The 13,107-nt window shown below is 39.0% G+C and carries 8 protein-coding genes; 3 read left to right on the top strand and 5 right to left on the bottom strand.

Annotated elements, in window-relative coordinates; genetic code table 11:
• The first annotated feature begins 120 nt into the window (after positions 1–120).
• Entirely contained in the window at positions 121–1,191 is a 1,071-nt protein-coding gene (locus tag NST91_RS23160; protein WP_121445705.1) for a hypothetical protein, read from the top strand.
• Positions 1,192–1,412: 221 nt separating this feature from the next.
• Here NST91_RS23160 and NST91_RS23165 read toward each other — a convergent pair whose 3' ends face one another.
• From NST91_RS23165 to NST91_RS23175, 3 genes are all read right to left on the bottom strand, one after another.
• Positions 1,413–4,286, bottom strand: a complete 2,874-nt coding sequence (locus NST91_RS23165; RefSeq protein WP_121445704.1) for a family 10 glycosylhydrolase — start codon at positions 4,284–4,286, stop codon at positions 1,413–1,415.
• Between the two features lie 545 nt (positions 4,287–4,831).
• Positions 4,832–5,971, bottom strand: a complete 1,140-nt coding sequence (locus NST91_RS23170; RefSeq protein WP_341333033.1) for a M15 family metallopeptidase — start codon at positions 5,969–5,971, stop codon at positions 4,832–4,834.
• Positions 5,972–5,982: 11 nt separating this feature from the next.
• Complete coding sequence (locus NST91_RS23175) at positions 5,983–6,723, bottom strand: TraX family protein (protein WP_341333034.1); 741 nt, start codon at positions 6,721–6,723, stop codon at positions 5,983–5,985.
• A 342-nt stretch (positions 6,724–7,065) separates the two neighbouring features.
• Here NST91_RS23175 and NST91_RS23180 point away from each other — a divergent pair, with 342 nt between their 5' ends.
• Positions 7,066–7,590 carry a hypothetical protein gene (locus tag NST91_RS23180; RefSeq protein WP_341333035.1) on the top strand — a complete coding sequence of 175 codons (525 nt, stop codon included), beginning with the start codon at positions 7,066–7,068 and terminating at the stop codon, positions 7,588–7,590.
• Between the two features lie 219 nt (positions 7,591–7,809).
• On the opposite strand, the gene NST91_RS23185 is transcribed toward NST91_RS23180, so the two are convergent.
• Complete coding sequence (locus NST91_RS23185) at positions 7,810–9,207, bottom strand: VWA domain-containing protein (protein ID WP_341333036.1); 1,398 nt, start codon at positions 9,205–9,207, stop codon at positions 7,810–7,812.
• A 312-nt stretch (positions 9,208–9,519) separates the two neighbouring features.
• Here NST91_RS23185 and NST91_RS23190 point away from each other — a divergent pair, with 312 nt between their 5' ends.
• Entirely contained in the window at positions 9,520–10,497 is a 978-nt protein-coding gene (locus NST91_RS23190) for a M20/M25/M40 family metallo-hydrolase (RefSeq protein ID WP_341333037.1), read from the top strand.
• A gap of 101 nt (positions 10,498–10,598) precedes the next feature.
• Here the strand turns inward: NST91_RS23190 and NST91_RS23195 are convergent, their stop codons facing one another.
• Positions 10,599–12,416: a sulfatase-like hydrolase/transferase gene (locus NST91_RS23195; RefSeq protein ID WP_341333038.1), complete on the bottom strand. Its 1,818-nt coding sequence runs from the start codon at positions 12,414–12,416 to the stop codon at positions 10,599–10,601.
• Positions 12,417–13,107: the final 691 nt, after the last annotated feature.

Below are 13,107 nucleotides of genomic sequence, written 5' to 3' on the forward strand. Positions count from 1 at the left end.
AAATGGAGGAATAATCCATCAAATATCGAAAGTAAATTAATATTGAATTCCCATCCCAACCTCTAAATGATTGAACAACTGTCATTGGGATTTCAATAAAATGGATAGGAGGAAAACAAAATGAAAATGAAGTCTGCTTTAGTCTTAGGTACTGTTTTATTGGCATTTCTTTTGCCAAATCAGACATTCGCCAATGAAAATTATGTACCAATCGAAACACTTCAACCCGCTGTTCATCTAGAAAAGCCTGAATTAAAACAAACAGGAGGAAAACTGATACTGAGTGATTCTCCAGAAACATACTCTGACAGTGGTGCGTTTTATCGCGACTCCGCTACAGGAGAATTTCGTGTATTTTGGCATCATCAGAATACAAGTGGAGAGACTCGAATCGTCAGCGTTGCCCTAACCAATACCTCGGCGGAACCAGTAATGTTGTTCTCTAAAGGAGTTGGCGCTACAGCTAGTATTTATCCAGACGTTGCTGGGAAGGAAGCGTTAGTACAATTCCTAGAAGAAAAGGCTGAAAAAAAATACATTCAGACCCTACAGCCTGGTGAGAGCTATTTCTTGGAAACAAGTGCACCCGACGGAGAAACGGTTAGTGGGATTGCCCAATATGATGTTTATACAAAACATGGGAATCAGCCAGCCACTGTCACTGCAACGATTCTTAATTACGTAGAACGACCAGCTGACCCACTTTCTGTTGATATCTTACCGCCAGACTCACATGTTCGCGGAAGTTTTCCACACTTTGATCGTGAAGGTACACTTACGTATGATACTGCTTTAGGAAATGCCTATATTCGCCTCTCATCTGCTGCCTATGGTCAATGGAGCGATAAGTTACCGGGAGAATATGAAGAAGGTATTAGTGTTGTGGATGGAAACAAGCCGGTAATTAACAATGGGAATTATGGTGTGTTATATGATTTAGACGTTAAAGTAGAAAACAGTTTACATCGTCCACTGCAACTCTCAATCTATGATAATCCATCAGGTGGATTTGGCCATTTTGTGATGCAATGGAACGGTCACCTTAACACGACCGGCTTCCTAAGCTATGTAAATGCATGGAAGTTTGCGTCTGAAAACATTGGAGCCAACGGGAATCAATATGATTTTGTTACAAGTCTTCCAGGCGGCGCATCAGGTCCATCTGTGATTTACTTTGTTCCAGAAAACTAAAAGATAGAAAGGCTGCCATGATCAACATGGCAGCCTTTTTTTGTGTCACCGGTTCAGTTGCGCCTCACAATTTCAGCTGTGGGACACGGGTTCTTCCTGCTCACGAATTCAGTTGTGGGACTCGGGCTCTTCCGGCTCACGAATTCAGTTGTGGGTCACGGGGACAGGTCCCCCGTCCCACCATACTTTTACAGGGAAAAGGGACCTGTCCCTCCGTCCCATTATAAATTTTTTAAATATGATACTAGTTGTTCAGCCACTTCTTCTGGTATGTGTTTACCAGCATGTTTTTGAACAAACTGCTGAAGTTCTTCTAGTTTTTGGTTACCACTCGCTTTTGCTTCCTCAGATTGCTCAACTAAGCCATCTTCTTTAAGCTTTTCTGCTGAATCAAAATCCTTTTGTGCACTTTCTAATTGAGCGAGTACCGCTTGTTGGATACCTTTATTCGTGAAAGTAGCATTTTCAACAAATTGGATTACTTCATCAAATGTAAGTTCTTCACCAATAACTGTTACCGTTTGTTGATGTGTTTTGAAACCATCGACAGTAACGACAATTTCAATTTGATTTTCACCAGTCTGAAGCGTAAGCTGTGCAGTGAATTCACCGTTAGATTGAAGTGTTGCTGGTGAACCATTCACTTGTACCTCTGCTTCTCCAGGTCCGACTACTTGCACTTTTCCTTGATATTCAAAACCTACAGTTGGAAAGGTTTTCCCCTCATAGTCTAAGAATCCTTTTAATAACGCGGAACGAACCTCATCACCAATATCAAAATTAGTACCAACAAGGACCCTTTTTTCACGGGCACCGGATCGATCAAGTGCTGAAACGACAAATCCACCTTCAGGAATGAGACTATTGTTATCTTCTACAGCAGCCCAGTTCCAGTTCATTGCTTGTTTTTTATTGACCATCTTAACAACTTTACCATTTGCATCAACTACTGCTTCTACTCCCCATTTATTGGTTCCTGTTGAAAGTCCAAACGAGTCAGAGTAAACATTTAAATTATCATCATTACGATTGACATTAAAGAAATCGCCAACAAAAGGACTTTCTGGTTGGATTGGATTACTGATTCCTAAAACATAATCTTTCACGTATTCCTCGTCTGCAATAGAAGCTTTAATGACAGGGAAGTTCGCTTGTGAATAGTCAAAAAGCATAAGTCCACTTGTATTTTGAAGACCAGCTTGGAAGACTTCTCTTTGTAGGGCTGGATCTTGTACATTCACCAATGCCATTCCTGCATATAGAGGTACTTGTCCATCAGTTAAAATATTTCCTAACGTAATATATTTATTGATTTCCTGTGATGTCGTTTGGTACGTACCAATCATTAGGAAGTCTAATTTATCTGTATAAGCCGTTTGTCTATATTCTTCCCCATATAAACTCTCTTGTGGAAATTGCAAGCGAGAATCATATGAAAAGGTTGGGCTCGACCAGTTTACACCGTTTAGATAATACGATTCATACCATGAACCAACATATGCAGACAACTGAATATCTCGATTTTCACTACTATTATATTGGTCAACTAATTCTCTTGTTTCTTCTACGTAACTATTAATGACACCCGATCTAAACGTATACCATTCATTAATGAGTGGACCATCTACACGGTTACTACCTTCATAATAGAAGATATCTTCTGGCCAATTTGTTAATGTTTTTCCTTTTTTATCAAGGAAATCTTCAAATTGCGCTCTAGTAAGATCGCTAAAATCAGCAAAATAATTATCATATCTTCCACGGTCTAATAAGACGCCGTCAACATCATAGTTTTTCATTACTTCTTCAAATGTTTTTAATTGATAGTCACGAACCTCAGGGTTAGATGGGTTCACAAATGTAACTAATGCACCACTTTTACCATACGTACTTTCTCTTAAAGGTAAAATTGCTCCGTTATCTTCAGAACGATAGACTTCCTCTTCCCATTCTGGATGATCATTTAAAACGGCAAATTCATTATGAGCAATAGAGCCTTCTGCAAACACGTTAAAAGAAGCATGAACCTCTAATCCTAACTCATGGCCATGTTTGATAAACTCTTCTAGTAAATCTAAATCTGGGTTCGAACCACTTCTACCTTCTGCTGTCATCTCACTTACATATGGACGATTTGTTAAATCATTCTTTTGATAGGAAGCGAATCCTTCAACACCTTTTACATCTAACACAACAGCCGTTACGCCTGCATCTTTCGCCTCGAGGAGCATATTACGTACATCCTCACTAGACTGAAATCTTCGAGCGCTTGGTCCTTGCTCAACCCAGAGAAACACTTCCTTCTCCTCTACAGATGGGTTGTCCTGATAGTAAACAACTAAAGACTTTACATCATGTAAAATATCATTCTTGTAAATTTCTACATCAATATAATTCGTCCCTTTTGCCAGTTCATAAACATACTGGAAGGAACCATCTTCTTGAAGCTCTACCTCCTGCCCATTTACAAGTAATTGATAGCTTTGATCACTTTCAATGTTTTGAATGGAGCCAGAAATATCAGCCTGCGATTTAGTAAGCGTATACATTAATTCATTTTCTAAATCAATACTTGCTTTCAATCCATCACCAGTCATAAATTCTGTAATAGGAACTTCATTTCCGTTTTTCCTTAACTTAATCGTATCGCCTACTTTAAAATTTGTGGCTAAGAATTTACGGAAGTTTTTCGTTGCCCAAGAATCGTCATGAGCTAAAAGCACATATCCACCTTCTGGTATTGCTAAAGACTGTTCTTCCTCCCAAACAGGTGGTGCCCCATTTACAGATTGACTAACAACGTCTGTAACTTTATTATTTGCATCCACTTGAACAGCAACCCAGAACTGTTTCACTAAAATCTCTTTTGCATACTCAGATGTATAAAGCATGATAAAATCTGCTTTACCCTCAACATCTTCATCAATATAACTTATTGGATGCTTAAGCCCCATTGGATCAATTGAAGGGTCTAATGGTGCTGCCTCAACCTCAATCAAATCCTCACTTTTCGTTTCAGCAAGTGGTGAAACCGGAAATAAGGAAATCAGTAATAGCAATGATAAAAAAACACCTAAAAACTTTTTGACTTTCACAACCTTCACTCCCTTAATTTTGTAAGTTAATTTGGTAAGTAAAAAAAATTACTTTACACCTCCCATAACCATTAGAAGGTAATAACCTCCTAAAAATAAAATAAGTTAGGAAAAATCCTCCTGAACTCAACATACAGAAGTACATTTAAGAGGTCAATGAAAAAGTTGAATTTACAAATAAATAGGAAAAAGGTAATAGGACATGAGTTGGGTCGCAGGGTTAGGTCCCCTGTACCACTCCCATTAAACAAAAAAAGGCACAATAAGTGCTTTTTTTAGCCACTCATTGCGCCTTATTTATTTCTCATAAAATTTCGTTTGCAATATCAACATTATAACTGCCTATTTTCACACATCAAAAATTCGTCCAAACAAACGATTGATTGAATTTCATATTTCTGCTGATATTGAATTAGAGTGCCAATCAAACGTTTGTTTGAAATTAAAGTTCCAGATTCATACTAAGTTAATTAAAGCGAAATTTCACTATAGTAGAATAGGGACGAGGGACCTGTCCCTCTGACCCACCGGGGGCCTTTGTCCCGTTATGGGCTCTCGCTTAATATGTCAGTTAGTAGGTAACCCCCGTCGCTTGGGTTTTGTTTAGTTTGGTTCATGGCATCTAGATCGTTAAAGTGCCACCATTCGGATGCGAGTGGTGTGAGTCCAGCGTTTGTCAAATAGGATTGGAGTGTTTTCGCCGATTCGTTCATTGTGTCTGCTAAAACTGCATTTTTCCATGCTGTTGGCGATGATGATGGGACAGGCTTTGTAAATGTAATGGATGCCAAGCTTAGTTCGTGAATAGGTGTTGGCATCGTATATTCCGTGTAATCCGTGATGTCGGTCACTAAATATTCACCAATTGCTATATCTTCTTTTGATTCGACTCTGGCTAAAGTTACATCAATCGCATAGCCCATTTGATGGTTCGAAATGTTTTTAGCGATAAACCAACCTGTGCTCCAAGGAGCTGTATTTATACCAGCCATTACAGCCATATCCTCATATGCCACAGAAGTCAATGCATCTACCACTGCTTTTTGAACGGAATAAGGTCGATATCCTTCATATATGACAAGTGTATCGCCATGCGCCAAAGCTTCTTGTTGGGCAAGATATATCTTTTTTGACATGGAATACAAAACCGGTACAATGAATTCTTCTTTCCCAAATCTCTCATTAAAAGCTTTACCTTCATACAAAGTTTGTCCAGTTATTCCTGGGATTTCGATTCCGGACGAAACGAACTTAGATGAATAGGTGTTGCTGCTATTATAGGCAATGGAAGGCATCACGTCGGGAAGATTAATGAAACAATACGTATGATCAATCCATCCCTCTGAAGTGGCATCTTTCACAAACCACCAATTTCCTTCTTCTTCTAAAATTGTAAATGCTGTTCCAGCATTAAGTGTTTCAATAGTTTCCGAGTCTACATTTGGAGAAGTTTTTAGGTTTAGATCAACAGATGTATATCCTGTTGCACCATGAATCGGCAATTCCAAATCACCTTCATATTTTTCAGGAGTTGGGATTGGCTCTAACTCTTCGAGCGAATCTGTCTCTTGAACGTTCGCCACAGCTTCTACCGACTCTTCAACTTTCACATTTCCTGTAACATTTGAACAAGCTGCAAGTACCAGTAAAAATGAAATAAGTGCAAGTATCTTAGATCTGGACATATACCCGCCCCCTAAGCGTAAATTACGTATTTTATAATATATAAAACGATTAAATGTAATGGATAAAAAACATAAAATCCCCATTTTAAAAGGTTCGATTTTCTCCCACGCCTGCCTTTGTACAACAGTAACAATGGGATGGCCAGGAAAATGCCAATTTGATACGCATGATGCCAGCCCATATTCAAAATTTGCGGTATGATGTGAGCAAATATCCCGATAAGAACAAAGCTAATAATTTGTTTTTTCAATTGTCCTCGATAAATGCCAAAAAATACAATCCACAATACACCCACGAAGTTCCAATCTGCTGGATACGCGAGCATACAACAAAAAAACACCAGGGCTAGCTTCGCATACATGGGAAGCTTTTCACTTTTTACGATTGTCAAGGCGATTAACCCCAACGCGAGGCTCCACATGACACTCGTTGTTTTCCACCATGGCAAATTAAAGTATAGTACATACGGGAAGTGAGAGATAGCTGCAAATATAACCAGTCTTTCGATATACTTTCTAATATTGGATGTGTAAAAATATCCCATTGCAATAAAATAACAAAATATCGGTGCGACAACCCTTCCTGGAATCCGCAAAACAAAACCAGCTACCGTTTCCTGAGGGATAAAGCCCGCAACAAGATGGTCAAAAAACATCGCAATCAGAGCTATGTACTTCAAAGCATTTGACGTCAAATCCCTCTGAAAAATAGTATCCTGAAACATATCCTTCTGATAAGTAGTATACTGCATCCATTCTCCCTCACTTATTGCGGGACAAGGGGACGGTCCCTCGTCCCAAATTCATCAACCACATGCAAAAAGGCACAACGAGCATTTTTATTACACTCATTGTGCCCTAATCATATTTAAATTATTGGAGATAGCTCGGTACTAAACTTTTTTCTCATACCCAGGTTTTAGTATCACGGGTTAATTCGTCTAGATCCACTATTTTTTATAAAGTTAAACTTCCTAATTATATCCTTTCGGAAGATGGAAAAGATAAAGCAGATGTACCATTAGTATTCTTCGCTAATACATTTTTAATGACTATATAAAAAAAACATAAAATGAATGGCCGAGGTGTATAGAATGACAATTGAGATTTCCGATATAAGTTATTCATTTTCTTTTGAAACTGACTTAAATATGATGAATGGCTACGGTGAAATCAAAATATTTTCAGATGAAGATTTTGAACAAGAGGAAACAATTGGAGGTATTTCATTCCACTTTTATAATGGCTATGAATTTGATAGCAATCAAGAACTCCTTATCAGCTCAGACTCTGTATCTGGTGATGAAATTTATATGATACATTCATTCTTGGAAAGTGACTTCGATCGAGGAAAAATTGTTACACTAGACCGAATAGATGTACAAGAAACTTACCATTCAGTTGAGATAGAACTGCAGATTTTAGAAGAATTTGTTGAGTTCTGTAACTACATGGATTTTGACTACATAGTAGTAATTGCAGCAAACCCGAAACATCACGATAAAAAAGGAATCGTTGAATTTCCTCAATTAAAACCGTATCGTGAACTCAATTTTACGAAATTGGGAGGAACTGATAATCGATTACCCGTTATGATTAAGGTTCTAGATGAGATATAAGTTACATGCGGACAGGTTGCACTGCTCTTTGCAAAAAAACACAACGAGGCATTCTTTGCGACTCATTGTGCTTCCGATTTATTAGTAATATTGTTGTGGGTCACAGGGACAGGTCCCTCGTCCCACCATATTTTTACAGGGACACGGGACCTGTCCCTCCGTCCCACATGCTCGAAAATGCAACTCCACAAAAAAGACCAGGAGCAATTCCCTGGCCTTTTAGTTCCCATTTTTCTTATCAATGGTTTCTCGTATTTTTTGGTTTCCTTCGTCAATGTATTCACGTCTCTCACGGTTCCCATTGTCAATAGATTCCCTTCGGAGTTGGTTACTTGTATCGATTCCATACCGTCTTTTGTCATTCGTGTAGTCGATCACCATAGAGCGTACATTTCGGACCGGATGGTCAAAGTCCTCGAAACGATCCTCGAGATACTCCTGCGCCGCCTTCATCCGCTCTTTTTCGCGAAAGGCCTTTTCCTTCACGCTTTCTTTTGTGTCAAAGGCAATTTTCTTTTTCTCTTCTTTTATATCGAATGCTTGCTTCTTCCCAGCTTCTTTCCACTCGAACCATTTCTTTTGAATCTCTTGATATTGGGCTCTCATATACTCTTTAAGATCCCGTTCGGAGTTAACATACGTAAACTCGCCATTTCCAGCACTTGCTACTTCCTTAAGAAGCTTTTGACCCTCGTTATCGACATCAAATCCAATGATATTGACAACTGTTTGGATATCGGATGAAACGAGATCTTTCGCTTCCTTTACCGGATCGCCGTTACAAGTTTCAATCCCATCACTTACAACATAGACCACTACATCATCCGTGCCCTCTGGAATATCTCCCTTTACCATTTGCAACGCAAGGGCGATAGGTGTCCAGCCCACCGGTTTCACTTGTGATAACGCAGTTTGGAATCCTGCAGCTTCAAAATTGTTATTATATAAAACTTCCGTACTGTCACAGGACAGCCCTTTATCAGAATCACTGTTCGAGCCCTTGTGTCCGTATACTCGTAATGAGATGGTCGCGTTTTCTGGGACTTGTTCCGCGAATTCCATAACGGCTTCCTTCGCAGCTTCCATCCTTGTCTTGCCTCCAACCTTTGCCGCCATACTGCCACTAGCATCCACTAAAATGGCATAATGGGCTGTTTTTAAAGTTGGCGCATCAACAGATTCATCCGGACGATCTATGTCAACCTCAATGGTCGAATCAAAGGTAAGGAGCGTCTCCATTTCTTGATGGTAATCCTCAGTCAATAAATACTTCAGTTCTTCCATATACTGCTCCTTGGTAAGGTCATCGGGTAACTGTTCGAGCGCTTCCTGAACATTTGCCTCGTCATACTTGTCACCACTAAAAACTCCCGGATGACGCAGCATCTCCTGCTCAAGCTCCGTTAATTCACGCTCGACACCTTCAACTTCATAATAGGCAACCTCTCTTGGAGTATAAGTTTCCTCCGTTGGCTCTTCATCTCTCTCGGCCTTAGTTGTTTTTGCTTCCTCCGTTTTTGGTTCCTCAGGTTCAGCTTGTGCAGGCTGACTCTCATCCTTCGAACACGCAGACAGCAAAAGCGCCAACAAAACCAAACTTATTAAAAGTTTCTTCAATCCTATTCTCCCCTCCAACAATGGGTCACGGGGACAGGTCCCTCGTCCCACCATATATTTACAGGGACAAGGGACCTGACCCTCCGTCCCATATCAAAATCACACCATTTACATACTACTACAATCAACACCCATAATTTCCTAAATTAGTAAAAATAGGTAATAAGTATTATCTGTGGGTATTCAAGGACAGGTTTTATATCCCTATACGGGACAGGGGACCTGTCCCTCTGTCCCACCTTTCGCCCTATTTCACCTTCACTATAAATATATTAATCTATAAATTAATACCTATATGAAGGAGGAATGGGAATGAAAAAGAAGTTGGCTTTGATTTTGATTGTTTTGATGGTAAGTTTACTCGGTTTTGTTGGAGGTGTCTCTGCACAGACGGTTACGTATCATCCGTCCTTAGTCCATAAAGATGGGGCAATGGCCTATGAGCACATGAAGTATCTGGCATATGAAATTGGGCCTAGGGTTGCCGGAACTGGAAATGAACGAAAAGCTGAGCAATACGTTAAGAGTCAATTTGAACGCATGGGTTTCACTACTGAGGTTCAGGAATTTAACTACACAAGAGGTGGAGCTACTATCTCATCTTCTAACGTGATTGCCTACAAACCAGGCAAATCTAGCAAGCAAGTAATCGTTGGCGCACATTATGATTCCGTTTCTGCCGGCCGTGGAGTGGATGATAATGCATCTGGCGTAGGAGTTATGCTCGAGGTGGCAGAGGTATTGAAAAAAATCAATACCCCATACTCCATCGTATTCATTGCATTTGGAGCTGAGGAACAAGGCTTAAGGGGTTCTAACTACTATGCAAGTCAGATGACAGAAGATGAAATTGAAAATACAGTTGGCATGATTAACCTTGACAGCCTAGCGGTCGGGGACCAAATGTATGTCTATGGCAGCCCAGGGGAAGATGGATTCATTCGTGATCAAGCATTAAAGATAGTTGAGAAAAAGAAACTAAATATCGAAACAAATCCTGGACTAAATCCGGATTATCCTGCTGGCACAACAGGCGACTGGAGTGACCATGCTCCATTCAAGAGGGCTGGTATTCCAATCGGATATCTTGAGTCAACGAACTGGGAAATTGGAGATTTAGATGGATATACCCAAACGGTTAAACACGGAGGAGTATGGCATACAAAAAACGACACCATTGAATTTATTGAACAAGAATTCCCTGGTAGAATCCAAGAACACCTCTCCTCATTCAGTGTATTACTAACCGATCTACTAAAATTCATGAACAAAACAAGCACCGCAAAATAAAATAGCACCGCAGTTTGCTTTGAGTGGGTCACGGGGACAGTTCCCTCGTTCTACCATATTTTTACAGGTACATGGGACCTGTCCCTCCGTCCCACCTCTTTTTATTTTTCTTTTTTCCAGTAGTATTGAATTTGCAGAAATTCATTTAACTTTTGTTGGGAATCGGTGGAAAGTTCCGTCGTTAGGACACCTGATTTTTTGTAACGACCTGAAACATGAATAACATCCAAAACATCCCTCATGTTATTTGAGTACTTCATAAATTCATTTCCCTCATAACCTGCCAGATCAAAAAATTCATTCATTAAGAAGTAGGGACCAATTGTAGGTCCATCCCCTTTTAAATCTGAATGAAGCACTTTCTTCGCACTTTCGTTTCCCCAGATAAGATACGGTGTATTGTAATAGTTATAAAAGCCTTCTTCTGTACTTACATCCAAATTAATTCCCAGTTTATGATAAACACTGTTGTTATCACCAAGCCAAGGATTGTGGTCCCCAAATAGGATAACAACAACTGGCTCCTTTTCTTTTTTAAAGTAATTAATTAGGACTTTTAATTGTTCATTTGTTTTGTGAATTCCTGCAAAGTAATTATTCAGGATATTATATTCTGCATCCGAGTACCCTTTATTTTTAATGTACTGGACATCAGTCATGGAGTTAACTGAATATGGTCCATGATTTTGATAGGTAACACTAAAACTAAAATATGGCTTGCCGGTTTTCTTATTTTCTTCATAGAACTTGATAATTTGAGGAAATAAAATATCATCACTAGCTATTTGGCCATCTGCTAGTTCTGAATAATGATTCTCGAAAAAGTAGTAATTTTCAAATCCAAGGTATTCATTAATATTTTTACGGTTATAAAACCATTCATAACTTGGATGACTTCCCTCAACTGTGTAGCCCTGCCCTTTAAAATAATGGACATATGAGTTCACTTTTGTTCTATAGTTAGAAAGGGATGTGTACCCAGTAAGAAAACTCCGTTCGGTATCAATGGTACCCCCTGCAAATATATTTGTAACTAATTCACCTGAATATCCCTCTTCCTCCAATTGATGAAAATAACCATATACATCTTCATTAAACTCAATTTGTTCAAACTTTGAAAAGTCATTATAGGCTTCTAGCATTATGGAAATAACATTAACCTTTTTGTCGTTTGGGATATTTGATGATTGATAGGTATTTAACGTCTCTTTTGCTACATTTTTATTGAACCCTTCAGGCTCTACATCAATTGCCGATTGAATGCTGTGGATGAAAGGATAAATAAAGCCTTTTGAAATGTACACCTGTGTGGCTGACCAGCGATTGATTAAACCAAAATTCTGAGTAGCTGCGTAAATGTCTTTGCTCATATAATAATGATTAAATGAATAAACACCTATAATTACTAGGACAATTACTCCCAATACTCGAACCCGTAGGTTTGATTTTCCTCTAACGAAAAAAATAGCAAAGACTGTCCCTAGAATACATGCAATTACAACTAAGATGATTTTCCAATTAAGTTCAATTTCATACTTACCAGCCATATCCATCGATTCAAAAAACAAATTTACGTCAGCTGCCAATAACGGATCATTTCGAATGAGTAATTTGAAATAGTTAATCCAAGTCAACCCCAACGTCAGAATGGAAGTAAGTAGGAAACTAACCCAAGCTCTATTGAAGATGAAGTACAGTAAAAAGATACACAAGACAACCGGAAAAATATTTAAAACCGGTAAATAGTCCACTTTAAAATAAGAAAGAAACATTGGCATAATATATTGCGCAGCACCAAAGTACATACTGATTACTCCCAAGCAAAGTCCCATTGCTAGCAGCATAAAATAGGTATAGAGGGTAGATAGAATAGTAGTACCACTTGCCCTTCTGTGTTCAGTATCAAACACTCTTTTCATTTAAAAACCCCTTCTTAATCAGATAAACCCAAACCTATAATTACCTTTATACCCCTAAAACATCGTGCAAATACTTATTTGGGTCACAGGGACAGGTGCCTTGTCCTACCAATTTTTTATAGGGGCACGGGGACAGGTGCCTCGTCCTACCAATTTTTTATAGGGGCACGAGGACAGGTTTCTCGTCCCACTGTAAATTGAACGCAGGTCCAACTTTGGAGTTTTCGGGATCACTGAGCCATCCTACACACTATTCACCTCATCCCAATTTTAACCAAACGTAAAAAAGGGGCATCACCAGCTTTTGTTGATGCCCTTTTTCACCTTGTTTTGTCTATAACAATCGTAGAAGGGGGTTCAGAAGATGCTGAAAGTAAAAATAGGATCTAGCAATGAACTTCAAGTTTATTCACAGTTTCACAATTATGAGGAATTTATAACCACTATTGAGATTTGGCTTTTCGATTATCAACAGTATTTCATGCGAGGAGAATTGTACGGATTGAATTAATTAATTCGATTATCTTTTCAGACAAAGAAGTGGTAAAAAGGAAAGATTGTGTCCAAAGACTAGTAAACTTCGGAGTGTGGAGGTGGCGAAATGGCGAGAGTGTGTCTGAAGACGAGCGAACTTCGGACAAAGAATCAACGAATAGGCAAATTTGTGTCCGAAGACTAGTAAACTTCAGAT

Origin of the sequence: Ferdinandcohnia sp. FSL W7-1320 (assembly GCF_038050315.1) — a bacterium.
Lineage (GTDB): Bacteria > Bacillota > Bacilli > Bacillales > Bacillaceae_L > Ferdinandcohnia > Ferdinandcohnia aciditolerans.

Excerpts from the sequence above, each read along its gene's own strand:
- NST91_RS23190 (WP_341333037.1), top strand. The coding sequence starts at position 9,520 with ATGAAAAAGAAGTTGGCTTTGATTTTGATTGTTTTGATGGTAAGTTTA.
- NST91_RS23160 (WP_121445705.1), top strand. The coding sequence starts at position 121 with ATGAAAATGAAGTCTGCTTTAGTCTTAGGTACTGTTTTATTGGCATTT.
- NST91_RS23175 (WP_341333034.1), bottom strand. The coding sequence starts at position 6,723 with ATGCAGTATACTACTTATCAGAAGGATATGTTTCAGGATACTATTTTT.
- NST91_RS23195 (WP_341333038.1), bottom strand. The coding sequence starts at position 12,416 with ATGAAAAGAGTGTTTGATACTGAACACAGAAGGGCAAGTGGTACTACT.
- NST91_RS23180 (WP_341333035.1), top strand. The coding sequence starts at position 7,066 with ATGACAATTGAGATTTCCGATATAAGTTATTCATTTTCTTTTGAAACT.
- NST91_RS23170 (WP_341333033.1), bottom strand. The coding sequence starts at position 5,971 with ATGTCCAGATCTAAGATACTTGCACTTATTTCATTTTTACTGGTACTT.